This is a genomic window from Rahnella sp. CJA17(1/100) (assembly GCF_963881615.1).
GTDB lineage: Bacteria > Pseudomonadota > Gammaproteobacteria > Enterobacterales > Enterobacteriaceae > Rahnella > Rahnella aceris.
Genome location: NZ_CAWOJA010000044.1, coordinates 384,968 through 411,836, shown reverse-complemented (window position 1 = coordinate 411,836; position 26,869 = coordinate 384,968). Strand labels below are relative to the sequence as shown.

21 protein-coding genes, 2 tRNA genes and 1 other RNA gene are annotated in these 26,869 nt (G+C 50.5%); 14 read left to right on the top strand and 10 right to left on the bottom strand.

Features of this window, described 5'->3' with window-relative positions:
* Positions 1-119 precede the first annotated feature (119 nt).
* From AACU55_RS18815 to AACU55_RS18795, 5 genes are all read left to right on the top strand, one after another.
* A complete protein-coding gene (locus AACU55_RS18815) occupies positions 120-1,493 on the top strand; it encodes an MATE family efflux transporter (RefSeq protein ID WP_134705912.1) in 1,374 nt (457 codons plus the stop codon).
* A 221-nt stretch (positions 1,494-1,714) separates the two neighbouring features.
* Positions 1,715-1,791, top strand: a tRNA-Val gene (locus AACU55_RS18810).
* Positions 1,792-1,820: 29 nt separating this feature from the next.
* A tRNA-Val gene (locus tag AACU55_RS18805) sits at positions 1,821-1,897 on the top strand.
* Positions 1,898-2,444: 547 nt separating this feature from the next.
* The gene (gene pykF, locus AACU55_RS18800) at positions 2,445-3,857 is read left to right on the top strand and encodes a pyruvate kinase PykF (RefSeq protein WP_037035301.1); all 1,413 of its coding nucleotides are present in this window, start codon (positions 2,445-2,447) and stop codon (positions 3,855-3,857) included.
* Positions 3,858-4,150: 293 nt separating this feature from the next.
* On the top strand, positions 4,151-4,387 hold the full coding sequence (locus tag AACU55_RS18795; RefSeq protein ID WP_013576093.1) for a major outer membrane lipoprotein: 237 nt from the start codon (positions 4,151-4,153) through the stop codon (positions 4,385-4,387).
* A gap of 214 nt (positions 4,388-4,601) precedes the next feature.
* On the opposite strand, the gene AACU55_RS18790 is transcribed toward AACU55_RS18795, so the two are convergent.
* The 7 genes from AACU55_RS18790 to sufA form a co-directional block, all read right to left on the bottom strand.
* The gene (locus tag AACU55_RS18790) at positions 4,602-5,615 is read right to left on the bottom strand and encodes a L,D-transpeptidase family protein (protein WP_013576095.1); all 1,014 of its coding nucleotides are present in this window, start codon (positions 5,613-5,615) and stop codon (positions 4,602-4,604) included.
* A 261-nt stretch (positions 5,616-5,876) separates the two neighbouring features.
* Complete coding sequence (gene sufE / locus AACU55_RS18785; protein WP_134705911.1) at positions 5,877-6,290, bottom strand: cysteine desulfuration protein SufE; 414 nt, start codon at positions 6,288-6,290, stop codon at positions 5,877-5,879.
* Between the two features lie 28 nt (positions 6,291-6,318).
* The gene (sufS, locus tag AACU55_RS18780) at positions 6,319-7,539 is read right to left on the bottom strand and encodes a cysteine desulfurase SufS (RefSeq protein WP_134705910.1); all 1,221 of its coding nucleotides are present in this window, start codon (positions 7,537-7,539) and stop codon (positions 6,319-6,321) included.
* Positions 7,539-8,840 carry a Fe-S cluster assembly protein SufD gene (gene sufD, locus AACU55_RS18775; protein ID WP_013576098.1) on the bottom strand — a complete coding sequence of 434 codons (1,302 nt, stop codon included), beginning with the start codon at positions 8,838-8,840 and terminating at the stop codon, positions 7,539-7,541. The genes sufS and sufD overlap by 1 nt, the downstream gene beginning before the upstream one ends.
* Positions 8,815-9,561 (bottom strand): Fe-S cluster assembly ATPase SufC, encoded by a 747-nt coding sequence (gene sufC / locus AACU55_RS18770; RefSeq protein WP_013576099.1) that lies wholly within the window; start codon positions 9,559-9,561, stop codon positions 8,815-8,817. Before sufC ends, sufD begins: the two co-directional genes overlap by 26 nt.
* A 124-nt stretch (positions 9,562-9,685) precedes the next feature.
* Positions 9,686-11,209 carry a Fe-S cluster assembly protein SufB gene (sufB, locus tag AACU55_RS18765; protein ID WP_112152176.1) on the bottom strand — a complete coding sequence of 508 codons (1,524 nt, stop codon included), beginning with the start codon at positions 11,207-11,209 and terminating at the stop codon, positions 9,686-9,688.
* A 46-nt stretch (positions 11,210-11,255) separates the two neighbouring features.
* On the bottom strand, positions 11,256-11,627 hold the full coding sequence (sufA, locus tag AACU55_RS18760) for a Fe-S cluster assembly scaffold SufA (RefSeq protein ID WP_013576101.1): 372 nt from the start codon (positions 11,625-11,627) through the stop codon (positions 11,256-11,258).
* Positions 11,628-12,083: 456 nt separating this feature from the next.
* Here sufA and AACU55_RS18755 point away from each other — a divergent pair, with 456 nt between their 5' ends.
* Positions 12,084-12,488 carry a hypothetical protein gene (locus AACU55_RS18755; protein ID WP_013576102.1) on the top strand — a complete coding sequence of 135 codons (405 nt, stop codon included), beginning with the start codon at positions 12,084-12,086 and terminating at the stop codon, positions 12,486-12,488.
* A gap of 116 nt (positions 12,489-12,604) precedes the next feature.
* On the opposite strand, the gene AACU55_RS18750 is transcribed toward AACU55_RS18755, so the two are convergent.
* A complete protein-coding gene (locus AACU55_RS18750; RefSeq protein ID WP_013576103.1) occupies positions 12,605-13,024 on the bottom strand; it encodes a hotdog fold thioesterase in 420 nt (139 codons plus the stop codon).
* A gap of 15 nt (positions 13,025-13,039) precedes the next feature.
* On the bottom strand, positions 13,040-16,096 hold the full coding sequence (ydiJ, locus tag AACU55_RS18745) for a D-2-hydroxyglutarate dehydrogenase YdiJ (protein ID WP_134705909.1): 3,057 nt from the start codon (positions 16,094-16,096) through the stop codon (positions 13,040-13,042).
* A gap of 327 nt (positions 16,097-16,423) precedes the next feature.
* Between ydiJ and ydiK the strand changes: the two genes are divergently transcribed.
* Together ydiK and rprA are read left to right on the top strand one after the other, a co-directional pair.
* Complete coding sequence (gene ydiK / locus AACU55_RS18740; RefSeq protein ID WP_013576106.1) at positions 16,424-17,521, top strand: AI-2E family transporter YdiK; 1,098 nt, start codon at positions 16,424-16,426, stop codon at positions 17,519-17,521.
* A gap of 188 nt (positions 17,522-17,709) precedes the next feature.
* An RNA gene (gene rprA / locus AACU55_RS18735) (antisense sRNA RprA) lies at positions 17,710-17,820 on the top strand.
* Positions 17,821-17,956: 136 nt separating this feature from the next.
* On the opposite strand, the gene ppsA is transcribed toward rprA, so the two are convergent.
* Entirely contained in the window at positions 17,957-20,332 is a 2,376-nt protein-coding gene (gene ppsA / locus AACU55_RS18730; RefSeq protein WP_112152175.1) for a phosphoenolpyruvate synthase, read from the bottom strand.
* Between the two features lie 508 nt (positions 20,333-20,840).
* Here ppsA and ppsR point away from each other — a divergent pair.
* From ppsR to AACU55_RS18700, 6 genes are all read left to right on the top strand, one after another.
* On the top strand, positions 20,841-21,662 hold the full coding sequence (ppsR, locus tag AACU55_RS18725) for a posphoenolpyruvate synthetase regulatory kinase/phosphorylase PpsR (RefSeq protein ID WP_013576108.1): 822 nt from the start codon (positions 20,841-20,843) through the stop codon (positions 21,660-21,662).
* A 129-nt stretch (positions 21,663-21,791) separates the two neighbouring features.
* Positions 21,792-22,838, top strand: coding sequence for a 3-deoxy-7-phosphoheptulonate synthase (locus AACU55_RS18720; protein WP_037035279.1), 1,047 nt, complete (start codon positions 21,792-21,794; stop codon positions 22,836-22,838).
* Positions 22,839-23,187: 349 nt separating this feature from the next.
* Positions 23,188-24,225, top strand: a complete 1,038-nt coding sequence (locus AACU55_RS18715; protein WP_134705908.1) for a hemin-degrading factor — start codon at positions 23,188-23,190, stop codon at positions 24,223-24,225.
* Entirely contained in the window at positions 24,222-25,052 is an 831-nt protein-coding gene (locus tag AACU55_RS18710; protein WP_121019049.1) for a heme/hemin ABC transporter substrate-binding protein, read from the top strand. Before AACU55_RS18715 ends, AACU55_RS18710 begins: the two co-directional genes overlap by 4 nt.
* A complete protein-coding gene (locus AACU55_RS18705) occupies positions 25,049-26,077 on the top strand; it encodes a FecCD family ABC transporter permease (RefSeq protein WP_013576112.1) in 1,029 nt (342 codons plus the stop codon). Before AACU55_RS18710 ends, AACU55_RS18705 begins: the two co-directional genes overlap by 4 nt.
* Positions 26,070-26,858: a heme ABC transporter ATP-binding protein gene (locus AACU55_RS18700; RefSeq protein WP_013576113.1), complete on the top strand. Its 789-nt coding sequence runs from the start codon at positions 26,070-26,072 to the stop codon at positions 26,856-26,858. The genes AACU55_RS18705 and AACU55_RS18700 overlap by 8 nt, the downstream gene beginning before the upstream one ends.
* Positions 26,859-26,869 lie beyond the last annotated feature (11 nt).

Genomic DNA, 26,869 nt, shown 5'->3' with positions numbered 1-26,869 from the left:
TAACAGCTTTGTTTGCTTAAAAATACCGACAATGTACAATCTTCGGACTATTTCTCTCTGTTTAATGCCATCTGTTGTGGCGTTTTTTATTCAATATAATCAAGAAAAAAGGTGTATCTGTGCAGAAGTACCTTGCAGAAGCGCGGGTTTTGTTAGCGCTTGCCATCCCGGTCATCCTTGCGCAAATAGCTCAGACATCCATGGGCGTTGTGGACACAATAATGGCGGGATCGGTCAGTGCCACGGACATGGCTGCCGTCGCTGTCGGCACCTCAATCTGGTTGCCGGCGATTTTATTCGGACACGGTTTACTCTTGTCACTGACACCAACCATCGCGCATTTAAATGGAGCCGGGCGTCGCGATAAAATTGGTCATCAGGTTCAGCAAGGATTCTGGCTGGCGTCGGGGGTTTCGGTGCTGATCATCGCGGTGCTGTCACAGTGCGACCATATTCTTAGCCTGATGCATAATATTGATCCCGAACTGAGAGCAAAAGCCGTCGGCTATCTGCATGCCATTATGTGGGGCGCTCCGGGCTATTTATTCTTCCAGGTGCTGCGTGACCAGTGTGAAGGTTTGTCAAAAACCAAGCCAGGCATGGTGTTCGGCTTTATCGGTCTGCTGGTGAACATTCCCGTGAATTACATTTTTATTTACGGAAAGTTCGGTGCGCCCGCGCTCGGAGGCGTCGGCTGTGGTGTCGCCACGGGGACCGTATATTGGGTCATGTTCTTCATCATGCGGATTTACGTACGTCGCAATCGTGCCCTGCGCGATACTCAGCCGCATTCGCGGTTTGCGAAACCCGACTGGCCGACATTGCGCCGTCTGATCCAGCTCGGTATGCCAATCGCACTGGCATTATTTTTCGAAGTGACACTGTTTGCGATCGTTGCCCTGCTCGTCTCCCCACTTGGGATCGTGGCTGTCGCCAGTCACCAGATTGCGCTCAACGTCGGTTCCCTGATGTTCGTCATTCCGCTGTCTTTAGGTGTCGCCGCCACGATTCGTGTGGGTTCGCGGCTGGGTGAATCGTCGGTTGAAGGCGCGAAGATTGCGGCTTATACCAGTATAGGAACGGGAATTATGATGGCCTGTTGCACCAGTCTGACGGCCATCATTTTCCGCGAGCACATTGCCTCCCTTTATAATGACAGCCCGGAAGTCGTCACTCTGGCTTCCCATCTTCTGATTTTTGCTGCGCTGTTTCAGATTTCAGATGCGATTCAGGTTATCGGTAGCGGCATTTTGCGGGGTTATAAAGACACACGTTCCATCTTCTATATTACGTTTGTCGCTTACTGGGTGCTGGGCCTGCCGGTAGGGTACGCTCTCGGACTGACCGATATTCTGGTTCCGCAGATGGGCCCCAGCGGTTTCTGGTGCGGATTTATTCTGGGGCTGACCTTCGCAGCGCTGATGATGACATTGCGGATGCGCTGGTTACAGAACCAACCGTCTTACACCATTTTGCAAAAAGCGGGCCGTTAATCCCCCCGGCTTCATCCGCGTGCTGTGAATATCTGTTCCGGCGCGCGGATTTTTCAGCCATTGCGCTGGCTGTTATGTCTAAAAAAACAACGCAATGCACATAAGCTCGGCAGTCACGCACAATATGACAGGAAAATGTCTTTTTTCCCTTGCCAGTATTCAGAGAGGTCGTTAATATTCGTCCCCGTCGCCAACACTGGCTGATGAAAAAGAAAAACGATGCGTCCGTAGCTCAGTTGGTTAGAGCACCACCTTGACATGGTGGGGGTCGGTGGTTCGAGTCCACTCGGACGCACCATCTTTCTTAGCAGTACCGTTGCATATTGTGCGTCCGTAGCTCAGTTGGTTAGAGCACCACCTTGACATGGTGGGGGTCGGTGGTTCGAGTCCACTCGGACGCACCAAAGCAACTTCCTGAACTCTCCCTTGTGCATCAAACTCCCTGGAACGACCTGAACCTCTCTGCTGGCTTTTATTTTCCCTGATAAATTTACGTTAAGTCATCCGTTTGTATTTTTTAAGATTATTTCCCGTATGTATCATTTTTGACACTTGCGTGAACAAACCGTTATCACTTCTGCTTTCACCCCTGCCCGCATTGGATAATTTCAAAACAACGTTCCGAAATCTGCCCTAAGCTTGCGCCGCATCACGTTTTTTATTTGGTTTCCCAACCTGTTCCCCTCTATAATACGCATCGTCTCTTCGATTGAATGGTTTCAGCCCCTTGATCTGTCGATATCGCACTTACAAAAGCATCACCACTCCAGTAGCGATGATAAATCGCACAAATCGCTATGCTTTGGCTGAACTTACTACACCATTCCTTTCACAGTCTTCTACGCTTAGTAATGATTTGCTTCAATCAGGCACCACCTCAATTCCGCGCGGGCAGCGATGCTGTCAGGCAAACACTTTTCCTATCCATCACAACTTGTAGATAAAATCGTCATGAAAAAGACCAAAATTGTTTGTACCATCGGACCGAAAACTGAATCCGAAGAAATGCTGACCAAGCTGCTTGATGCAGGCATGAACGTTATGCGTCTGAACTTCTCTCACGGTGATTATGAAGAGCACGGTCAGCGCATTCAAAATATCCGCAACGTGATGGCGAAGACCGGTCACAAAGCGGCAATTCTGCTGGACACCAAAGGTCCTGAAATCCGCACCATGAAACTGGAAGGCGGCAAAGACGCTTCTCTGGTTGCGGGTCAGACTTACACTTTCACCACGGATCAAAGCGTTATCGGTAACACCGAACGTGTTGCGGTTACCTATCAGGGTTTTGCTGCTGACTTGAAAATCGGCAACACCATTCTGGTCGATGACGGCCTGATTGGTATGGAAGTGACCAACGTCACCGAAACCGACGTGACCTGTAAAGTGCTGAACAACGGCGACCTGGGCGAAAACAAAGGCGTTAACCTGCCAGGTGTTTCTATCGCACTGCCAGCACTGGCTGAAAAAGACAAACGTGACCTGATCTTCGGTTGCGAGCAAGGCGTTGACTTCGTTGCGGCTTCTTTCATCCGTAAACGTTCTGACGTTCTGGAAATCCGCGAACACCTGAAAGCACACGGTGGCGAACACATCCAGATCATCTCCAAAATCGAAAACCAGGAAGGCCTGAATAACTTCGACGAAATCCTCGAAGCGTCAGACGGCATCATGGTTGCCCGTGGTGACCTGGGTGTTGAAATTCCGGTTGAAGAAGTTATCTTCGCGCAGAAGATGATGATTGAGAAATGTAACCGTGCACGCAAAGTGGTTATTACCGCTACGCAAATGCTCGATTCCATGATCAAAAACCCACGCCCTACCCGTGCAGAAGCTGGCGACGTAGCTAACGCCATCATCGACGGTACCGACGCAGTGATGCTGTCTGGCGAAAGTGCGAAAGGTAAATACCCGCTGGAAGCTGTAACTATCATGGCTACCATCTGTGACCGTACTGACCGCGTAATGCAAAGCCGCATTGATGGCCAGAACGAAAACCGCAAGCTGCGTATCACAGAAGCGGTTTGTCGTGGTGCTGTTGAAACTGCAGAGAAACTGGACGCGCCACTGATCGTCGTTGCCACCAGCGGCGGTAAATCAGCAAAAGCCGTGCGTAAATACTTCCCGCATGCGACTATCCTTGCCCTGACCACTAATGAAATCACCGCACGTCAGTTGATCCTGACCAAAGGTGTGGTGACTCAACTGGTGAAAGAGATTGCTTCTACTGACGACTTCTACCGTATCGGTAAAGAAGCGGCGATTGAAAGCGGTCTGGCACAAAAAGGTGATATCGTAGTGATGGTTTCTGGCGCACTGGTACAGAGCGGTACAACCAATACTTCATCGGTGCATGTTGTTTAATTAAAAACGTGACCAAGAGCATTAATGAACGCCGCGAAATGTGGCGTTTATTTATTCAAAAAGTATCTTCTTTCATAAAAAGTGCTAAATGCAGTAGCTGCAAAATTGGGATAAGTCCCATGGAATACGGCTGTTTTCGCTGCAATTTTTAACTTTTTCGTAAAAAAAGATGTTTCTTTGAGCGAACGATCAAAATATAGCGTCTACCGGCAAAAAATTATTCTCATTAGAAAATAGTTTGTGTAATACTTGTAACGCTACATGGAGATTAACTTAATCTAGAGGGTTTTATAATGAATCGCACTAAACTGGTACTGGGCGCTGTAATCCTGGCTTCAACTATGCTGGCTGGTTGTTCAAGCAATGCTAAAATCGACCAACTGTCTTCAGACGTTTCTACTCTGAACTCTAAAGTTGACCAACTGAGCAACGACGTGAACGCAATCCGTTCTGACGTTCAAGCAGCTAAAGACGATGCAGCTCGCGCTAACCAACGTCTGGATAACCAAGCTCACGCTTACAAGAAGTAATATTTACTTCTCTAGTTCAATGGCGCACTCAGTGCGCCATTTTTTTTACCTGCAATTTCATTATGTTTTTTTTCTCCCTCACATTCAGGTCTTTGAATCATCACTAAACCCCCCATTTAAAACGCCCTCAATCACTCACGTGAATGTCAGACATAAAAAAGGGACCATGATGGCCCCTGAAGTTTAAATCGTTTCTGATGTGTTTCTGCGACGTTTACTGCGTACTGGCTGTATTGACTGCCGGTTCGCCCGAAGTCGCTGTTTGCGGCTGATTGATAGCCGGTGGTGTATCCCCCGCTTTATCGCCAACGCTGACAACAACCGGCATACCCGCACGGCGTTTAATCGCTTCTTTTACCATCTCAGCGTTAGTCTCATCATGCTTAATAAATTTCTTCATTGCTGCAGTCAGAGGAATTGGTTTGGTTTGCGGGTCATCTTTCTCCGTGTGGGACAACGGCTGATGCACCTCGATATAGCGTTTACCGTCCGGTTCGATATCAAACTTGATTGGCTGATTCACGATTTGTACGCGTGTCCCTTTAGGCACCGAGTTAAACAGCGCTTCGATATCGTCAGGACGCAGACGGATACAACCGGAGCTCACGCGCATACCAATGCCGAAGTTCGCATTGGTGCCGTGGATCAGATACTGTCCTGTTCCTGCAGACAGACGCATCGCAAACAAGCCCATCGGATTATCCGGCCCGGCTGGGACCATGCCCGGCAATGTGATCCCCTCTTTCAGATAGGCTTTACGGATATTGGCAGTGGGCGTCCAGGTAGGATTGGGGATCTTCTGGCTGACTGATGTCACCATCTCCGGTGTGTTACGCCCTAACTGGCCGATACCAATCGGATAGACAATGACTTTGTCCTCGCCTTTCGGATAGTAGTAAAGACGCATTTCAGCCAGATTGACTACGATACCTTCACGTTTGGTATCCGGTAACAGCATCTGCGAAGGAATGGTCAGCACAGTTCCGGCTTTTGGCAAATAAGGGTCAGTTCCCGGATTCGCTTCCAGCATCGCAATCAGGCCAATCTGGTATTTGGCTGCCACGTCTTCCAGCGGCTTACCGTCGTTGGGCACAACATACGTTGTATTTTCGCCAATCAGGCGGCTATTATCCGGCGGCAATGGATATTCTGCTGCACTTGCGGTCATGGAATGCGTTGCCATTATTGTGCCAACTAACATTGCCAGAAGGGGTAATGCGCGTCTCATACTCAGTCCTTTTTCGGCCTGCGCTCAGCGAATCTGAGGCAAGACAATTATCTTGTCCGGTAATATTAGCAGCACAGAATTTCATGGCAATCAAACCACTGTAAATCAGAAAGTTACCTTACAGAAGTCAGAATAAAAAGCAGGAGGATAGTGGGTTGAAAAATCAGGAGTAAAAGGAGATATGCGCAGAGAAAGAAGTCATCTGCCTTGCTCATTAGCAGACAATTCCTAATGAGCAAGGCAGGACAGCAGCGAGAGGTATTAAGACAACGCTGCGGCTTTAGCGCGAATAGAGCGAATCATCGCTTCCAGCCCTTGCGAGCGTGAAGGTGTCAGATGCTGGCTCAGTTCAAGTTCAGTGAAAAACGGACGCACATCCAGTTCAACCACATCACGAGGCGTTAAACCCTGATACAGGCTGAAGACAATCGCGACCAGACCTTTAACAATGGCTGCATCACTGTCACCTTCGAAGGTCAGTGCACCATTTTCATCAGTGCGCATCACAATCCATACCTGACTCTGGCAGCCGGAAATCAGGTTTTGATCCTGACGGTGTTCTTCCGGTAAAGCCGGTAACTGGCCACCCAGCTCAATCACGTACAGATATTTTTCTTCCCAATTCGGGCATCGGGAAAAGTTTCTGACTAACTTGTTTCTATCTGGCAAAGCCATAAAGACATCCTGATCTGGGCTGTCAGGATTAACCCAACAACCGGTGAATACGTTGCAGTCCAGCGACCAAACGGTCGACTTCTTCACGTGTATTGTACATCGCAAGCGACGCACGGCACATAGCCGGAACACCGTAGAAGGACATTAATGGCATCGCACAGTGGTGACCGGTGCGGATGGCAATACCGTATTGGTCAAGGAAACTGCCTACGTCGTACGCATGGTGTTTGCCGAGATTGAACGCAATAACCCCAGCTCGGGTGGCCGGGCCGTAGATCTGAATATCAGGCACCTGCGCCATCGCGTTGAGCGCATAGTTCATCAGTTCCTGTTCATAAGCATGGATATTTTCCAGACCCAGCTCAGTCACGTATTCCATTGCCGCACCCAGCCCCATAATTCCGCCGGTGTTGGGTGTGCCCGCTTCAAACCGCCACGGCGCCGCCGCGAATGTCGTGCCTTCGGTCAGACTGACATGTTTGATCATTGAGCCGCCACCTTCCCACGGAGGCATCTGATCCAGCAACGCCTTGCGGCCGTACAGAATACCAATACCGGTCGGCCCGTAAAGTTTATGTCCGGACCAGACATAGAAATCACAGCCCAGCGCCTGCACGTCAACCGCATGATGCATGACCGCCTGCGCACCATCAACCAGAACGGTCAGACCAGCAGCTTTCGCCTGAGGGATGATTTTTTCGATCGGGTTAACAGTGCCCAATACATTGGAAACATGCGCCAGCGTCAGCAATTTTGTACGTGGCGTGATCAGCGATTCAAGCTGTGACAAATCCAGCTCACCTTCGGGTGTCAGGTGCCAGACATCGATCTGAAGATCACGTTCTTTCGCCAGCATCTGCCATGGCACGATGTTCGCGTGGTGTTCCATTTCAGTCAGAATAATGTGGTCGCCGGCGTGTAAAAACTCACGTCCCCAGGTATTAGCGACCAGGTTAATGGCTTCCGTGGAACCTTTGACGAAGACGATTTCTTCCGCCGATGCGGCATTCATGAAATGGGCGGCCTGAGTGCGGACGTTTTCCATCTGCTCAGTCGCTTCCGCGCTCATGGTGTGAATACCACGGTGAACCGCAGCATAACCTTGTTCGAAGAAAGACATTTCTCGTTGAATAACCTGATGCGGTTTCTGCGCGCTGGCCGCGCTGTCAAGGTAGGCCAGCGGCTGGCCGTTAACTTCACGGCTCAGCACAGGGAAATCGCTACGTACTCTTTCCAGTGGAAAACTCATTACTTACCTCGATTTAGTCTGCCTGCAATACGGGCAATGACGACTTCACGCAGGGTTTCATTCTTAATGGCTTCCGTCAGTTCGGCAGCAAAAGCGAAGATGATCATTTGCTGAGCATCCTGCCCGCTGATCCCACGGGTACGCAGATAGAAAAGCTGTTCGTCGTCGATACGACCCACTGTCGCACCGTGGCTGCACTTCACGTCATCGGCATAAATTTCCAGCTGAGGTTTGGTATCAACCTCAGTGTGTTTGCCCAGCAACAAGTTGTTGTTGGTCATTTTGCCATCAGTTTTCAGTGCGTGCTGGGCCACTTTAATCATGCCGTTGAAAATCGCTTTAGCGCGATCGTTCACGATCACTTTGTGCAACTGTTTGCTGTTGCAATAGCCTTTATTATGTTCCAGATACGTCCGGGTATCGGCAATCTCAGAATCAACCGGCAGAACCAGACTGTTGATATCCAGATTGCTGTTTTCGCCGTTAAGCTGCGCGCTGGTGTTATTTCGGGTCAGGCCCGCACCCAGCAGGAAACTGTGGCTGGAAACACGTGCATCGCGCCCGATGACCAGATCATTATGCGAGAAGTGGAAACTGGCCTGGCTTTCAAAGGCCAGTTTGTAATGCGTGAAATCTGCATTATCGCCCACATTTATCGTCATACGTGCACCGGTGAAATGTCCCTGGTCGTTCAGACTCAGATAATGCTCGATAACTTCTGCATTCGCACCATTCTCAATCGCCAGGTGATAACGATGATGAACGGTATTCATTTCGCGCGACTGGTCACGACCACTGCTCAGATGGAGCAGATACAGCGGTTTCTCAGCGTGCTTGCCTACAGGCAAACGCACAGAGAAAGAATCCTGCGCCAGACTTTCAGTCAAATGTAAAAACACCTCTGACTGAATCGGATCCGGTAACGTTTGTTGCGCGGAAGGGCTCAGTTTTTCGATTTCAAACGCACCGGTATCGCTGTCGCTCAGGCTCGCATCAAAACGGCCATCCACGAAAACCAGACGGTAGCACTCCAGTGGCAGCGCAAGGGATTTGATTTTCTCAACCGTCAGCGCCTGCTGCTGAGGAGCAAAGAACTGATTGCCCAGCAGTGAAGAAACCGGCGTGTATTTCCAGTCTTCCAGTTTGGCATGCGGAAAACCGAGGCGCAGCACCTGTTGCCAGTGAGCATGCGCGTGGGGGGATTGCTCACCGCCACGGCTTTCAAAAAGACGGTAAAGTTGCTGCATGGCGTGCGAACTGCCCGCCGCAGGGACATTACTCTTCGTCGGTAAGCCAGCCATAACCTTGCTCCTCTAACTGTTTAACCAAGGTGAAATCGCCGGATTTAACAATGCGGCCCTGATACAGAACATGCACGTAGTCAGGCTTGATGTAGTCGAGGATACGCTGGTAGTGGGTGACAATAACGAATGAACGTTTGCCGTCACGCAGTGTGTTGACACCATCAGAAACAATCTTCAGCGCATCAATGTCCAGACCGGAGTCGGTTTCATCAAGGATGCACAGGTTTGGTTCAAGCGCTGCCATTTGCAGAATGTCGTTACGCTTTTTCTCGCCACCGGAGAAACCTACATTCACTGAACGGGTGAGCAAATCGGCAGGCATCTTGAGCATCGCGATTTTCTCTTCGATGAAATCTGCGAAGTCAAAACGATCCATCGGCTCCTGCCCGCGGTATTTACGCACCGCATTCACTGCTGTTTGCAGGAAGAAATGGTTGGTCACACCAGGGATTTCTACCGGATACTGGAAAGCCATGAATACGCCTTCGCCAGCACGATCTTCCGGCGCGAGTTCCAGCAAATCTTTACCGTTGAAGATGACGGAACCGTCAGTGACTTCGTAATCTTCACGGCCAGCCAGTGTCGCGGAGAGCGTACTTTTACCTGAGCCGTTCGGGCCCATAATGGCGTGTACTTCACCCGGTTTGATCTCCAGATCAAGTCCTTTCAGAATTTCCTTTTCTTCGACACGGACCTTCAAATTCTTAATGCTTAACATACGTATCCTTGAGTTTGCGCCTGGGCGCTCATAATTCTGTTTTATGCTGTGACTTTGATGAACTCACACCTGCACGTCGCACACATCACACCATGATGCGACGGCAGGGAAAACGTACGGCGAATTAACCGACGCTGTGTTCAAGGCTGATCGCCAGCAGTTTCTGTGCTTCGACAGCAAACTCCAGCGGCAGCTCGGAAAAGACATCTTTACAGAAACCGTTAACAATCATGGAAATAGCATCATCTTCGCTGATACCACGTTGCAGACAGTAGAACAACTGGTCATCGCCGATTTTTGACGTCGTGGCTTCATGTTCCAGCTGAGCCGTGTTGTTACGCACTTCAACATACGGGAACGTATGTGCGGCACTGTCGGCTCCAATCAGCATAGAGTCACACTGCGTAAAGTTACGGGCGTTTTCAGCACTCGGCAGAATCTTCACCAGACCGCGATAGCTGTTCTGGCTGTGACCGGCAGAAATACCTTTAGAGATGATGGTCGACTTGGTATTTTTACCAATGTGGATCATCTTGGTACCGGTATCCGCCTGCTGTTTACCACTGGTCAGTGCAACCGAGAAGAATTCACCGATTGAGTTATCACCTTTAAGAATAACGCTTGGGTATTTCCAGGTGATGGCTGAGCCGGTTTCAGACTGCGTCCAGGACATCTTCGAGCCAGCGCCTTCGCACAATGCACGTTTAGTCACGAAGTTCAGAATACCGCCGCTGCTGTCTTTGCTGCCGGAGAACCAGTTCTGCACGGTGGAATATTTCACTTCCGCGTCTTTGTGCAGGATGACTTCAACCACCGCTGCGTGCAGTTGGTAGGTATCACGTACCGGCGCGGAGCAGCCTTCGATGTAACTGACATAACTGCCTTCGTCAGCAATCAGGATCGTACGTTCGAATTGACCGGTTTTCGCTGCATTGATACGGAAGTACGTCGACAGTTCCATCGGGCAACGCACGCCTTTTGGCACGTAAACAAAGGTACCATCAGAAGCAACGGCGGCATTCAGCGCGGCGAAGAAGTTATCCTGTGCAGGCACCACGGTCCCGAGGTATTTGCGTACCAGATCAGGATATTCGTGAATGGCTTCACCAAATGAACAGAAAATCACGCCCGATTCCGCCAGCTTATCGCGGTAAGTCGTGGAGACAGAAACGGAGTCGAAGATTGCATCGACCGCGACTTCTTTGCCTTCACGAACCGGAACACCCAGCTGTTCGAAAGCCTTTTCAACTTCGCTGGTCAGATAATTATTCGCTTCGCCCGCAGGAACACCGAGGGATTCGCCGCCCGATTGCTGCGTCGCCCCCGGTTGTGAGCCACAGCTATCATCGCAGCTGCCACAAGATGGCGCGGAATAATAGCTGTAATCCTGGTAATCCAGAGGCGTGTAATACGCCTTCAGCCAGTGTGGCTCTTCCATTTTCAACCAGGCATGATAAGCCTGCAGACGGAACTCCAGCATCCACTCAGGCTCGTTGCGCTTAGCGGAAATCGCACGCACCACATCTTCGTTGATGCCTGATGCTAATTCATCGGTTGCCAGCTGGGTAAAGAACCCTTCCTTGTAATTCGTCCCCTCGCCGACCCAAGACTGCACATCATCTGGAATTTCTACGTTGCTTCGTGACATGTTGGTTACATCGCTTTGTTTACAATAATCTTAGAAACAGAAAGTCTTAAACACCGAAACTTTCGCCACACCCGCAGGCATGCTGAGCTTTAGGATTATTGAATTTAAATATCTGATTCAGTCCTTCGCGGACAAAATCTACCTCGGTTCCGTCGATGAAAGGCATGGCCTTCAGCGGAACAAACAGCAAAGCGCCGTCATGTTCAAACACCAGGTCATCGCTGGCCGGTTGTTTGGTTAAATCCAAAACGTAGCCAAAGCCAGCACAGCCCGATTGTTTCACGGAAAGCTGGAGACCTTTGACTTCGGGATCCTGAGCCACCAGAGTATTAATCTGTTTCGCTGCAGAATCTGTCAGGCTAACGCCTTGCCATACGTTGTCGTCTAAAGAGAAAGAGCCGACAGTTTCAGTTTGCATCTGTCTTACCTCATAATTTTACGGTCATAGACAAGACCTATTGTCTCTATTCTAGTGATAACATTAATCACTTCAACCTCTTGTTTTAAGAGGGTATAGCGATTACACACGAGGAAAGACACTCAATGTGCACCGTCTTTACATCTGGCCACTGGCGGGTCTTGAACACCGCGACCATCAACTGATTGAATAAATTGTCAATTTTTTGTTAAAAATTGAAATAAACCTTATAAAAGGTAAGGTTTAATAGCTTTCATTGTGTCTATTATAAAACATTCATCGGAAATGCCTATTTATGAATTCGCCATATTTGAAGAATTAAAGCTCTTTTTGCTTACTGGCTTAATTACACAAAAATAAAAAAACCGGATGAAAACGTTGATCCGGCGATTTTTTGCCAATATGATGTTCATTATTTGATAATGATTATCATTCAGATAACCCGGAATACTGAGAATGACTCAATCGGTAAATGCGTGGTTGCAAGGCAAGATCGACGAATATAAATCGAGTGTCCGCGATGCCACCGTGGATTTTTATATGGCGGATGCCGCCTTACGACGCCCGGATGCGCATCTTTGCCAGCTCAAACGCTTCAACAGCATCTGTCTGGATATGGCCAATCTGTGCCTGCAAAACGGGGATGACCACAGTTATCTTCATGCGTTATGCAAATTACATAACCGCCTGATCCTGGAAATCAACAGCGTGGTTCGGTGTGAACTCTTCCGTGTTCAGAGTTACCATTTCGCACGGCACACGTTAAAACTCATTTGTCAGTATTATGCCATGATGGGCATCTGGGAAAAAGCAACGGCATTTCAAACTGACTTTGCCAAACGCGTTCCGTTCCAGCTTTGATGTGCTTTCAACAGGTTACTTCCCTTCACTAAGTCAAATAAAAAAGCGGACACATTCATCATGCATCCGCCTGTCCACTTTCTGACTGTATGATCAGTGTTGATTAACAGCCTGTATCAATGTTCGATTACCATGGTCGTCAGCCGCGATACGCAGCACAGATTCCCTTTCTGATCAAAAATCTCAATCTGCCACACCTGACTGCGGCGGCCGGTGCGCAATGCGCGGCAAACACCGCGCACATGCCCTTCCCGTGCAGACTGCATATGGCTGGCATTAATTTCCACGCCCACTACAGTTTGATTTCCTTCGCAGCATAAATAACCCGCCATTGATCCCATCGTTTCGGCCAGAACAACAGATGCGCCGCCGTGCAGTAAACCAAAAGGCTGTGTTGTGCGTACATCCACCGGCATGGTCGCTTCGAGGAAATCCTCACCCAACTGCGTGAACTCAATCCCCACATGGCCCACCATACATCCTTGACTGCGCTGATTCAGGGCTTCAAGCGTGGTACTCCGTTTCCAGAATGACATAATACTTCCTTATTGTTAGGGGATGATTTCCAGCAGCGCCTGTAACGGATGGCGAACACCGTTTCCTTCGATTCGTTTTACCTGGCTGCGGCAGGAATAACCGGTTGCCAGACAGCGCTGGCGTGGCAACCGTTGCAAAGAGGTATGCCAGGAAAGCTCATAAATTCCCAGTGAGTTTTCGAGATTCTTGGTTTCATGACCGTACGTCCCTGCCATTCCGCAACACCCGACACTGACGTTTTCCAGCTTCGCCCCGTAGCGGGCAAAGATGTCGCCCCACTGTTTGCCGCTGTTGGGCAAGGCGGTGCTTTCCGTACAATGTCCGAACAGATACCAGGACTCGCCACTTTGTTGTTGTGCCGGACGCTCAGCCAGCCAGCTGTCAAGCCATTCATGCACAAGCTGGACCTGGAACGATCCGCGTGTGTCACCGAGAATTTCTTTATATTCATCGCGATAACACAGCACCAGCGCAGGATCGACCCCCACCATAGGCATTCCCAATTGCGATACACGGTTAAGGAACAGCGACGTTTTCTTCGCTGTTTTGGCAAAGCGGGTCAGGAAACCTTTTATGTGCTGCGCTTTGCCATTAGGTGAGAAAGGCAACAGAACAGGTTTAAGGCCCAGTTTTTCAATCAGACGGATAAAATCAGCAACGACCTGCGCGTCATAAAAACTGGTAAACGGATCCTGCACGACCAGCACGTATTCACCACGCCGGGCAGGCGGAATAGCTTCCAGTTGTTCAAGCGTCATCTTACTGGCGCGATGCCCTGATAACTGCTCGCGAAGTGTCGGAGAAGACAGCAAAGGCAAATCAACCATGCCGATACTTTTCCGGCTCATCTCGCGCAACCAGGGTTGCCTGAGGAAGAAGTTGAACACCTTTGGGGCTTTGGCCATCAGGGGGGCATAGCTTTCAACGCTCGCAACAAAATGGTCGCGTGCCGGGCGCAGATAACGCGTGTGATAAAGCTGCAGGAAACGTGAGCGGAACCCCGGCACATCAATTTTTATCGGGCACTGCGTCGAGCAGGCTTTGCAGGCCAGACAGCCGGACATTGCCTCTTTCACTTCATGGGAGAAATCATATTCGCCTTTATTAGCATGCCAGGTGTTACGCGTACGTTCGATCAGGCTGCGGAAACTCATGCCTTTCTCCGGCAGCGCATTCTCAAGCGCCAGCGGATCTACACCTTGTTCTGACAATAAACGCAACCATTCGCGAACCAGACCCGCGCGACCTTTTGGCGAGTGGATACGGCTGCCGGTAATTTTCATTGACGGACACATCGGGCTTTTCACATCAAAGTTAAAGCACAGGCCGTTACCGTTACATTCCATCGCACCGCGGAATGACTGACGGACTTCCAGCGGAATACGGCGATCCAAGGTTCCGCGTTTTGGCGCATCGACTTTCATCATCGGTTCATCGCACTCAAGCGGCGCGCAGATCTTACCGGGATTCAGGCGGTTATCCGGATCGAATACGGTTTTGATCCGGCGCAGTTCATGGAACAGTGCTTCGCCAAAGAATGCCGGACTGTATTCTGCACGGAAACCCTTTCCGTGCTCTCCCCATAGTAAACCACCATATTTAGCGGTCAGGGCTACGACTTCATCGGAGATTTGTTTGAGCAATATCTCCTGCTGCGGGTCACACATGTCCAGCGCGGGACGCACATGCAATACACCCGCATCGACATGCCCGAACATGCCATAACTGAGATGATGACTGTCGAGCAGCGCACGGAATTCGACAATATAATCCGCCAGATGCTGGGGAGGCACACAGGTGTCCTCCGCAAACGGCAACGGTTTAGCCTGCCCTTTGGCATTACCCAGCAGACCGACGGCTTTCTTGCGCATATTATAAATACGCTCGATACCAGCCAGATCAGCGCAAATCTGGTAGCCAATCACACCGCCTTCTTTATCACTTATCAGGCTATCAAGGCGTTCGCACAACGCACTGACCTGAGTTTCAATCAGGTCAGCATCATCTCCGGCGAACTCGACAATGTTAAGTCCCTGCATGTCTTTGCCTTCAACGTCGGTGATGTAATCACGAACGCTGTGCCAGACAATGTCTTCTCGCGCCAGATTCAGTACTTTGGAATCGACGGTTTCAACCGATAGCGCCTTCGCCTCCACCATAAAAGGCGCATTACGTAACGCTGAATTAAAAGAGTCGTATTTGATATTGACCAGACGACGCACTTTGGGGATCGGCGTGATATTCAGACGCGCCTCGGTGATAAAGGCCAGCGAGCCTTCTGAACCGGTTAGAATGCGTGTCAGGTTGAAGGTTTGCAGATCGTCACTCAGCACATGGCGCAGGTCGTAACCTGTGAGGAAACGATTAAGTTTCGGGAATTTTTCAATCACCAGCGCGCGGTTATCACGACAACTGTCCAGCACGGTGCGGTAAATTCGTCCAATGACCGAATCCTCTTCACCCAGCTTATCGGCCAGCGCCGTCGGAATAGCGGTGGTATCCAGCATGTCGCCACCGAGAACAATCGCACGGACACCGAGAACGTGGTCAGACGTTTTGCCGTAAACCAGCGAGCCCTGACCGGAGGCATCGGTGTTAATCATGCCCCCCAGCGTCGCACGGTTACTGGTTGATAACTCGGGAGAGAAGAAAAAGCCAAACGGGCGCAGATAATCATTGAGCTGATCTTTGATCACCCCGGCTTCGACCTTGACCCACCCTTGTTCCACGTTGATATCCAGAATGCGGTTCATATGACGGGACATATCAACCACAATGCCGCGGTTCAGTGACTGACCGTTGGTACCGGTACCGCCACCGCGCGGAGTAAACACGAGTGTTTTAAAACGTTCCTGCCCCGCAAGGCGGGCAATCAATGCAACGTCTGACGTCGCGATGGGGAATAAGACCGCATCCGGCAGCAACTGATAGACGCTGTTGTCCGTCGCCATCGTCAGCCTGTCGGCATAAGTTGTTGTGACATCACCCGTAAAACCGTTGCTTTTTAATGCTTCCAAAAAATCGAGCACCAGCTGGATGACACCCGGTGCCTGAGAAATCTGTGGGATCATTGAATTATGACTCTGTCTTTGTTGTATGCCTGGCGGGCCCGAGGCGACCTGCCGGATCTGCCGGGCAGATCCACCCTGTTCTTTATCCAGAATAAAAACTAACATACTTCGTTTTTAAGCGCTCCGTCTGGTTCACCTTTGTTGCAGATGTTTCATGACGTACCGCAAAAAGCACGTACGGCAACAACGCCTTGCAACTAATTATGTGGCGGGCTATCCAAAAGCCGTCGTATGTTCCATGCTTATTTTTAGCCCCCTGTTTATGAATATAGTGTTTGGAGGCACAGGGTTTGTGCCTTACTTCGTTTATCACATTGAGAAACATGAATGAATCTCCCAATTAAACGTTATGACTTGCCCCAGATTATGTTTGGGGTGCTATTTATTGCCCTGATGACCGTTGCCAGCATCTGGATTGTACAGCCCTTTATTCTCGGGTTTGTCTGGGCCGGGATGGTAGTCATTGCCACATGGCCATTAATGATCAAGCTCCAGCGCCTTCTCTGGGGACGCCGTTTTCTGGCCGTCATTATCATGACGCTGTTGTTGATCTTATTATTCGTCTTGCCTATCGCCTTGCTGGTCAGCAGCGCCGTGGAAAATGGTGCGCCGCTGGTCGAAATTGCAAGCCATCCTTCATCGTTACATATGCCTGATTTTCAGTGGCTGAACGCGATCCCGCTGGTGGGTAATAAGCTTTACAACGGCTGGCATGCCCTGATCAATGGCGGCGGGAACGCGCTGATGAGCAAAGTGCAGCCCTACGTCGGACAAACAGCAGCCTGGTTTGTGACACAGGCAGGTCATCTGGGCCGTTTCATTGTCCACTGTGCGCTGATGTTATTGTTCAGTGCCCTGCTTTATAGCCGTGGAGAAAATGTTGCCATGGGTATCCGCCATTTCGCGGTGCGACTGGCAGCAGAACGTGGTGATGCAGCCGTTATTCTTGCCGGTCAGGCAATCCGTGCCGTGGCGTTAGGTGTCGTTGTTACCGCCATTGTTCAGTCAGTACTGGGTGGGATCGGACTGGCCATCGCTGGCATTCCTTATGCCACCGTGCTGACCGTCGTGATGTTCGTATGCTGCGTCGCGCAAATCGGTCCGTTACTGGTTCTGATACCGGCCATCATCTGGCTGTACTGGTCCGGCGACAATACCTGGGGCACCGTTCTGCTGGTATGGAGTTGCGTGGTTGGTTCCCTGGATAACGTGCTTCGCCCGGTTCTGATCCGCATGGGTGCGGATTTACCGATGCTGCTTATCTTGTCCGGTGTTATTGGTGGTTTATTTGCTTTTGGCATGATTGGCCTGTTTATCGGACCGGTCGTGCTGGCTGTCTCATATCGTCTGATTTCGCTTTGGGTCAATGAGGCTCCTGAGCCTGACATGGAACCTGAAGAAGCACTAAAAGCGCTGGATGAATAATTTCGTTGCGTTTTAACTGACCACCGGCGCTGCCCCTGATAATTCAACCGGGCAGCGCTTTTTTTTATTCCTGCTTCCTTCCTGAATGACTCACACTAAAAACACTTCTTCTCATCAATTAGCATGAGAATAATATCTATTAGGAGAATTCTTACAGACTAAATACCTTGAGAAACTTAGTATTATTAACAGTTCGGATTTCAACCCACTGATTTATATACAAGCTTCCCCCTGAGCTGGTATATCCCAAATTGCTGTGTGTAGTCTTTGCCTGTCTGCTATGACGGGCTTTTTTTTTATTTCTTTTCCTCACCGTTCTATTTATCCCGTAACCCGCTAACCGTTATTTTTATTCCCGTAACTTCCATCCCGGTAAAAAAGAAAAAGGCCGCCACCCGAAAGTGACAGCCTTAGCGTCAGTCATTAGTCATTTATTTACTTTTCAGCTAACGCTAACCAGGTCTGGACAACGGTATCCGGGTTGAGTGACAAACTGTCGATTCCTTCTTCCATCAGCCATTGCGCGAAGTCCTGATGATCTGATGGCCCCTGCCCGCAAATACCGACATATTTCCCCTGCTTCTTAGCGGCTTTGATTGCCATCGACAAAAGGGCTTTAACGGCTTCGTTTCGTTCATCAAAGAGTTCAGAAACCACGCCGGAATCACGATCAAGCCCCAGCGCAAGCTGCGTCATGTCATTAGACCCAATAGAGAATCCGTCGAAGTGCTCAAGGAACTGATCTGCAAGCAATGCATTTGACGGTATTTCACACATCATAATCACTTTCAGGCCATTTTCGCCCCGTTTCAGCCCCTGACTCGCCAGCTCTTTAACGACAGCTTCAGCCTGTGCCACGGTACGAACAAACGGGATCATCACTTCAACGTTAGTCAGCCCCATATCATTGCGCACGCGCTTCATGGCCTCACATTCCAGCGCGAAACAATCCCGGAAGCTGTCAGAGACATAACGACCCGCACCACGGAAGCCCAGCATCGGGTTTTCTTCGTGAGGCTCGTATTTTTCGCCGCCGACCAGATTGGCGTATTCGTTCGATTTAAAATCGGACAAACGCACAATCACCCGTTTCGGCCAGAATGCAGCGCCGAGCGTCGCGATCCCTTCCGTCAGACGTGCCACATAATATTCACGCGGGCTGTCATAGCCCTGGATCATCTTATTGATGGTTTCCTGCAACTCCGCCGGCTGCTGATCAAACTCCAGTAATGCTTTGGGATGAACACCAATCATACGGTTAATAATGAATTCTAAACGCGCCAGCCCGACACCTTCATTCGGCAGACAGGCAAAGTCGAATGCGCGGTCAGGGTTACCGATATTCATCATGATCTTCAGCGGTAATTTTGGCAGCTCATCAATTTCAGAGCTCTGCACGGTGAAGTCCAGCTCATCCTGATAGACGTAACCGGTATCGCCTTCAGAACAGGAAACCGTCACTTTCTGGTTTTCTGTCAGTTTTTCAGTGGCATCACCACAACCGACTACCGCAGGAATACCCAATTCACGCGCAATGATGGCTGCGTGACAGGTACGCCCGCCGCGGTTGGTGACAATCGCCGATGCCTTTTTCATGATCGGCTCCCAGTCAGGGTCCGTCATGTCAGTTACCAGAATATCACCTGCCTTAACGTGGTGCATTTCGCTGATATTATGAATGATTTTTACCGGCCCGGCCCCAATGCGATGGCCGATAGCGCGGCCTTCAACCAACACTTTACTGCTGCCATTTAGCTGATAGCGTTCCATCACCTGACCGTTTGAACGAACTGTCTCCGGACGTGCCTGCACGATATAAAGGTTGCCGTTATGTCCGTCTTTCGCCCATTCGATATCCATCGGACGACCATAGTGTTTTTCAATCAATAATGCCTGACGTGCCAGTGCCTGCACTTCGTCGTCCGTCAGGGAGAAACGGGTGCTCTGTTCAGCCGGCACATCTTCAATCTGAACCTGTTTGCCATGTTCCTGGCTCGGAGCATATACCATGCGAATTTTCTTCGAGCCCATCGTACGGCGGACAATAGAAGGCTTATTCTTTTCCAGCGTAGGTTTATGTACGTAAAACTCATCAGGGTTAACCGCCCCCTGAACGACCATTTCACCCAGACCATAAGCTGAGGTGATAAAGACCACCTGATCAAAACCCGACTCGGTATCAATGGTGAACATCACGCCTGCAGAAGCGAGATCAGAACGCACCATGCGCTGCACACCAGCAGACAGCGCCACGCCACGATGGTCGTAGCCCTGATGCACACGATAAGAAATGGCACGGTCATTAAATAAGGAAGCGTAAACATGTTTCACGGCGGTCAGTACAGCATCAAATCCCTGAACATTCAGGAAGGTTTCCTGCTGTCCGGCAAATGATGCGTCCGGCATGTCTTCGGCAGTTGCGGAAGAACGCACAGCGAATGACGCATCAGGCTCACCGTCGGAAAGCTGCTGATAGGCCTCGCGGATGGATTTCTCAAGTTCAGGCTGGAATGGCGTCTCAATGATCCACTCGCGGATTTGCATGCCCGCCTGAGTTAATTGCCCGATATCGTCAACATCCGTTTTATCCAGCAACTCATGAATACGGTGGTTGACACCGCTCTGATCGAGAAAATCATTGAATGCCTGAGAAGTCGTTGCAAAACCATTTGGAACTGAAACACCCAGATCAGACAAATTGGTGATCATTTCCCCGAGGGATGCGTTCTTGCCCCCGACTTTATCAACGTCCTTCATACCCAGTTGGTTGTACCAGATAACATTGCGTAAATCGGGATCGAGATGAGCCATGAAACAATCCTTTCTTATTTATTTACAGTAAAAGTCAGTAGGCGTGCAAACCGGTTGTCTAGTCATTGTCAGCGACGCTTTTTCTGTCATTTAACAACGCTGTCATTTTGAGATTAGCATAATGATCCATAAGAGATGGACAGGTGAATCGATCCAGCAAATCAAACTATTTTTGTTTAGGAAAATTCCACAGCAGCAAAATTACTCACGCGATGGAAATCAACAATATTCCTTATGAATCATGGAGAAGTTGCCTTTAGTTTCGAAACTAAATTAATGCTAACAGAGCTGCTGAAGCTCTGCTGAAGCAAATCAAAAAGCTGCGAGAAATCGTGGAGAATTTAAAATACCATTTCATTTATTACAGTCATTTTGCGCACTGTCTCGCAGCAATGAGCAGAACATTGCTGGCTGGAACGAATACGCTTTTTATTTCCTGAAATTCTGGTTATTACTAAATAAGCGATAAGTTGAAGATAAATGAAGTGCGATAACTCAGGAGCAGTTTGTGGACAGATGCGTGTTTTACATTTCGGACGGTACCGCGATTACAGCAGAAGTTTTAGGCCATGCTGTGCTTTCACAATTTCCGGTAAATGCCACAACCTATTCACTCCCCTTTGTTGAAAGTGAAGAGCGCGCCAAAGCTGTCTGCCGGCAAATTAATGAAATTTTTGAGAAAACCGGTGCCCGCCCACTGGTGTTTTATTCCATCATTTCACCCAACATCCGCGACATCATTAAAAACAGTGAAGGTTTCTGTCAGGATATTGTTCAGTCGCTGGTCGCCCCCTTACAGAATGAGCTGGGCGTAGATCCTACCCCAATTGCCAACCGGACGCATGGCCTGACAGCCAGCAACATCAGCAAATACGATGCGCGCATTGCCGCGATTGATTACACGCTGGCCCACGACGACGGGATTTCCCTGCGCAACCTCGATCAGGCGCAGGTGATTTTACTGGGCGTCTCGCGTTGCGGTAAAACGCCGACCAGCCTTTATCTGGCATTACAGTTTGGTATCCGCGCGGCTAACTACCCATTTACCGCCGACGATATGGACAATATCCAGTTACCTGCCGCGTTAAAACCGCATATGCATAAGCTATTTGGCCTGACGATTGACCCGGAACGACTGACGGCAATTCGCCAGGAACGCGTTGAAAACAGCCGCTATGCATCTTTGCGCCAGTGCCGGATGGAAGTCTCTGAGGTAGAAGCCTTATTCCGCAAAAATCAGATCCGTTACCTCAACAGTACAAATTATTCTGTTGAGGAGATTTCGGCGAAGATCATGGACAGCTTCGGCATGAGTCGCCGGATGTTCTGAATCCTTTTACTGATGTAGATGGCATATCCTGCCGCCAATGGTTGAATTCATCGGGTTTTGCGTTATTGTGATCGGCATCACTTCCCGGTATTCCTGCCGCAGCGAAGAAACAAATTTTTCGAGAACACGATGTCACAAACAGATGAACTGCGTACGACGCGCATCGACAGCCTGATTACGCCTCAGGCACTGGCAGACAAACTGCCAATTTCCCCGTCGGTCGCACAACACGTGATGGAATCACGTAAACGAATTGAAAAGATTATCAGCGGTGAAGATCAGCGGTTGCTGGTCGTTGTCGGCCCCTGCTCAATCCACGATATAGAAGCGGCTATTGATTACGCGGGCAAGCTCAGCGTATTGCGTGAAAAGTATCAGGATCGCCTGGAAATCGTCATGCGTACGTACTTTGAAAAGCCACGTACCGTTGTCGGCTGGAAAGGCCTGATTTCAGACCCTGAACTGAACGGTTCCTGCCGTGTGAATGACGGTATTGAGCTGGCACGTAAGGTATTACTGACCGTCAACCAACTAGGCATCCCGACAGCGACCGAATTCCTTGATATGGTGATCGGACAATATATTGCCGACTTGATCAGCTGGGGTGCCATCGGCGCTCGCACCACCGAAAGTCAGATCCACCGCGAAATGGCCTCGGCACTTTCCTGCCCTGTTGGTTTTAAAAATGGCACTGACGGAAATACCCGCATCGCCATCGATGCTATCCGTTCGTCGCGCACCAGTCATATGTTCCTGTCACCGGACAAAAAGGGTCAGATGACCATTTACCGTACCGCCGGCAACCCTTACGGCCATGTGATTATGCGTGGAGGTAAAAAACCGAATTATCATGCGGATGACCTCGAACAAGCCTGCCTGAATCTGGCGGAATTCGATTTGCCGCAGCGGCTGGTGGTCGATTTCAGTCATGGCAACTGCCAGAAACAGCACCGTCGTCAGCTTGAGGTAGCAGAAGATATTTGCCAGCAAATCATCAGCGGTTCAACTGCCATTGCGGGCATCATGGCGGAAAGTTTCCTGGTTGAAGGCACACAGCCCATCGTTCCCGGCAAACCTCTGATTTACGGCAAATCGATTACCGACCCATGTCTGAGTTGGGAAGACACCGAGACATTACTCTCAATGCTTGCGCAGGCAACAAACAGCCGGTTCTGATCACTTTGCTGTAACCTTCTTAAGGGCAACTTTGGTTGCCCTTTTTTGTGTCAGTAGCAGGCCTTGGGACGTGTAACCCTCTGTCTGTTCTGATGCTTCTCCGCGCACCCCCTCCTGCTTCCCCTCTTAAATTAAGGGGTTAACGCCACAGAATTACATTCCAGCGACAAAAATCTTCTTGATGTGTTTAGGTAATGATTTGATAATGATTATCAAATTGATATTAATTCCTATTACCACGCGTATATTAAACGTACTCTTGCCATAAATATTTTTACAAATCATTCACATAACATCGCAAGCTTTATCCGCCAAAGAGCGGGTGACTTTAGACAACGAGGAAACAGCAATGCATTCAGTTCACTATCAGGACTATTTACAGGCAAAAGAAGCTAATCCCGGTAAATATGCCCGCGATCTGGCGGGAATTTTACGGATAAGCGAAGCTGAGTTAACGGCTTTACGTGTTTCCCATGATGCTGCGCGTCTGGATGTTGATGCCCGTAGCTTGCTGGCTGCTCTGGAGAATGTCGGTGGCACCAAGTCAATCACCCGTAACAACTTTGCCGTACACGAGCAGGAAGGTCGCTATGAGAATCAGCATCTCAGCGGTCACGCCGGTCTGATCCTTAATCCACGCGCGCTGGACCTGCGTTTGTTCCTGCAACACTGGCTGCACATTTTCAGCCTGTCAGAAACCACGGCCCGCGGCGTTCGCCACAGCATTCAGTTCTTCGATGCGCACGGTGATGCCGTTCATAAAGTGTATAACACCGATGAAACTGACATGGCAGCATGGGACGCGCTGATTGCGCAGTACAAAAGTGACGTCAATCCTCCGCTGCAAATTGAAGTCGCCCCTGAAGTTCCGGCTCCGACGACTGCCGCCGACACCAGCACTCTCGATGCTGAATGGCGTGCAATGACCGACGTTCACCAGTTCTTCCAGTTGCTGAAACGTCACGATGTCACCCGCCAGCAAGCGTTTAAAGCTGTCGGGGATGATCTGGCATGGCGCGTCGATAACGGCTCGCTGACGCGTTTACTGAATATCGCCAAAGATGACCAAAACGAAATCATGATTTTTGTAGGCAACAGGGGTTGCGTGCAAATTTTCACCGGTCAGATTGAAAAGGTCATGCCGCACGGTGAATGGATTAACGTCTTCAACAAACAGTTCACCCTGCATCTGGTGGAAAGTGCTATCGCGGAAAGCTGGATCACCCGTAAGCCGACCAAAGACGGTTTCGTGACCAGCCTGGAGTTATTTGCCGCTGATGGTACGCAGATCGCGCAACTTTACGGTCAGCGTAACGAAGGCAATCCTGAACAAACTCAGTGGCGGGAACAACTGGCGCAACTTAGCAATGAAGGTGTTGCAGCATGAACAAAACCTTGAAAATGGTGGCCGCTATTACAGCATTGCTGGCGACCCCGATGCTGTATGCCGCTGAAAAGCTTGTCAGTATTGGCGGTGACGTTACCGAAATTGTTTACGCACTCGGTGCGGGCAACGAAATGGTCGCCCGCGACAGTACCAGCTTGCGTCCGCAGGCAGTACTGGCTCTGCCGGACGTCGGCTATATGCGCCAGCTCAATACTGAAGGGATTTTGTCTATGCACCCGTCGCTGGTGCTGAGCAGCGAACTGGCAGAACCCTCACTGGTGTTAAAACAGCTTGAGCAGAACGGCGTAAAAGTGGTTCGTGTGCCGGGGACACCTTCTGCGGACATCGTCCCGGATAAAATCGAAGTGATTGCCGCAGCGCTGAACCGTCAGGCGGAAGGTGAAAAACTGATCGCGACCTATCGTTCGCAGATTTCTGCTATTCAACACGATGCCCTGCCGGTAAAAATGTTGTTTGTGATGAGCCACGGTGGCATGTCATCTATGGCAGCAGGTCAGAATACTGCGGCAGATGCGATGATTACGTCTGTCGGGGCGAAAAATGCCATGCAGGGATTCAGTCGTTACCGTCCGCTGTCACAGGAAGGGGTGATTGCCAGTGCGCCGGATATCCTGCTACTGACCGCTGACGGAGTTAAAACCCTGGGTGGAATGGATCAGGTGTGGAAACTGCCGGGTGTTGCTATGACACCTGCGGGCAAAAATAAGCGTGTGCTGGTCATCGATGATATGTCCCTGCTGGGCTTTGGTTTGCAAACACCTGCGGTGATGGCACAACTTCGTCAGGCTGCGGAACAAGCAAAATGAGTAGCATGAGCCCTCCGGTGCCGTCAGGTCGCCGTTCGCCAGTTTGGGCGATGATTGGCCTTGGCGGCGCTCTGCTGGTGCTGGCCGTGATGGCCGCGAATACCGGCGCGATGTCACTGTCGTTAAGGACGTTACTCGCACGTCCATTTGGCGATAGTTTGTGGCAAGTCTGGCTGACAATCCGCCTTCCCCGTGTGCTGCTGGCGGTGGTAGTCGGTTGCGCGCTGGCCAGTTCCGGTGCGGTTATGCAGGGATTGTTTCGCAACCCGCTGGCGGACCCCGGCCTGCTTGGGATCAGCAGCGGCGCGGCGCTTGCGGTTGCCCTGACTATAGTGATGCCACTGGCATTGCCACCTTTGCTGGCCCTGTACAGCCATATGATCAGCGCATTTGCTGGCAGTCTGGCCATTTCAGCCATCGTCTTTACACTGAGTCGTTTCGGCCATGGTGGGTTATCGCGCTTACTGCTTGCCGGTATTGCCATCAATGCACTGTGCGGTGCCGCTGTCGGCGTGCTGACCTACGTCAGTGATGACCAGCAGTTACGCCAGTTCTCTTTGTGGAGCATGGGCAGTCTCGGGCAGGCGCAATGGCCGACACTGGCTGTGGCCTCTTCGCTGATCCTGCCAGCCTGTGTTGCGGCACTGTTCATGGCGCGGCGCCTGAATATCCTGCAATTAGGTGAAGAAGACGCGCACTATCTCGGTGTGAATGTCCGCCGCACGCAGTTGCAATTATTGCTGCTGAGTGCCCTGCTGGTCGGGGCTGCTGTCGCGGTTTCTGGTGTGATCGGTTTTATCGGTCTGGTGATCCCGCACCTGTTGCGGATGCGTATTGGCGCAGACCACCGCTGGCTATTACCGGGATCGGCCATGGCGGGTGCCTGCCTGCTTTTGCTCGCTGACACGCTGGCCCGCACACTGGTTGCTCCGGCAGAAATGCCGGTGGGATTGCTCACCAGCCTGATTGGCGGACCGTATTTCTTATGGCTGATCCTGCGCCCGGGAGTTCCGCGTAATGTCTGACTTTACTTCATCAATGGTTGCAGAAAATCTGACGTATTCCGTCAATAGCCGCCGGTTAATTGACGATGTTTCACTCAGCTTGCAAAGCGGAGAGATGGTGGCGTTGATTGGGCCAAACGGTGCCGGAAAATCAACACTGATGCGTATGCTGACCGGCTACCTGATGCCACAATCGGGGCAGATTTCGCTTCAGGGAAGACAACTCAATGACTGGCCAGCACAGGAACTGGCGCGCACCCGGGCAGTTATGCGTCAGAACAGTACATTGGCCTTTGGCTTTAGCGTGCGGGAAGTACTGACACTCGGGCGTTCACCGCACGGTCAGCAAAATATGCAACGGGCACTGACTGAAGTCATGACGCAAACCGATTGTCTGAATCTGGCAGAAAGAGATTATCGCCATTTATCGGGGGGCGAACAGCAGCGGGTTCAACTGGCGCGGGTACTGATCCAGCTCTGGCAACCCGCCCCTTCCTCACGCTGGTTGTTTCTCGATGAACCTACATCGGCGCTGGATTTATATCATCAGCAACACGCGTTGCGTTTGCTGCGACAGCTAACCCGGCAAACGCCGCTGGCGGTATGTTGCGTGCTGCATGATCTCAATCTTGCGGCGTTGTATGCCGACCGGATTATTTTATTGCACGGCGGAAAAGTGGTCGCCAGCGGGACGCCCGTTGACGTACTGAGCGAAGCCATACTGAGCCGCTGGTATCAGGCCGATTTGAACGTCTGCCCGCATCCGGAAACCGCATTGCCGCAAGTTTTCTTACGCCAGTAGAGACGGTTCAA

Bases quoted from the DNA above. Each gene is read 5' to 3' on its own strand.
- pykF (WP_037035301.1), top strand. From the start codon at position 2,445: ATGAAAAAGACCAAAATTGTTTGTACCATCGGACCGAAAACTGAATCC.
- AACU55_RS18795 (WP_013576093.1), top strand. From the start codon at position 4,151: ATGAATCGCACTAAACTGGTACTGGGCGCTGTAATCCTGGCTTCAACT.
- AACU55_RS18790 (WP_013576095.1), bottom strand. From the start codon at position 5,615: ATGAGACGCGCATTACCCCTTCTGGCAATGTTAGTTGGCACAATAATG.
- sufE (WP_134705911.1), bottom strand. From the start codon at position 6,290: ATGGCTTTGCCAGATAGAAACAAGTTAGTCAGAAACTTTTCCCGATGC.
- sufS (WP_134705910.1), bottom strand. From the start codon at position 7,539: ATGAGTTTTCCACTGGAAAGAGTACGTAGCGATTTCCCTGTGCTGAGC.
- sufD (WP_013576098.1), bottom strand. From the start codon at position 8,840: ATGGCTGGCTTACCGACGAAGAGTAATGTCCCTGCGGCGGGCAGTTCG.
- sufC (WP_013576099.1), bottom strand. From the start codon at position 9,561: ATGTTAAGCATTAAGAATTTGAAGGTCCGTGTCGAAGAAAAGGAAATT.
- sufB (WP_112152176.1), bottom strand. From the start codon at position 11,209: ATGTCACGAAGCAACGTAGAAATTCCAGATGATGTGCAGTCTTGGGTC.
- sufA (WP_013576101.1), bottom strand. From the start codon at position 11,627: ATGCAAACTGAAACTGTCGGCTCTTTCTCTTTAGACGACAACGTATGG.
- AACU55_RS18755 (WP_013576102.1), top strand. From the start codon at position 12,084: ATGACTCAATCGGTAAATGCGTGGTTGCAAGGCAAGATCGACGAATAT.
- AACU55_RS18750 (WP_013576103.1), bottom strand. From the start codon at position 13,024: ATGTCATTCTGGAAACGGAGTACCACGCTTGAAGCCCTGAATCAGCGC.
- ydiJ (WP_134705909.1), bottom strand. From the start codon at position 16,096: ATGATCCCACAGATTTCTCAGGCACCGGGTGTCATCCAGCTGGTGCTC.
- ydiK (WP_013576106.1), top strand. From the start codon at position 16,424: ATGAATCTCCCAATTAAACGTTATGACTTGCCCCAGATTATGTTTGGG.
- ppsA (WP_112152175.1), bottom strand. From the start codon at position 20,332: ATGGCTCATCTCGATCCCGATTTACGCAATGTTATCTGGTACAACCAA.
- AACU55_RS18720 (WP_037035279.1), top strand. From the start codon at position 21,792: ATGTCACAAACAGATGAACTGCGTACGACGCGCATCGACAGCCTGATT.
- AACU55_RS18715 (WP_134705908.1), top strand. From the start codon at position 23,188: ATGCATTCAGTTCACTATCAGGACTATTTACAGGCAAAAGAAGCTAAT.
- AACU55_RS18710 (WP_121019049.1), top strand. From the start codon at position 24,222: ATGAACAAAACCTTGAAAATGGTGGCCGCTATTACAGCATTGCTGGCG.
- AACU55_RS18705 (WP_013576112.1), top strand. From the start codon at position 25,049: ATGAGTAGCATGAGCCCTCCGGTGCCGTCAGGTCGCCGTTCGCCAGTT.
- AACU55_RS18700 (WP_013576113.1), top strand. From the start codon at position 26,070: ATGTCTGACTTTACTTCATCAATGGTTGCAGAAAATCTGACGTATTCC.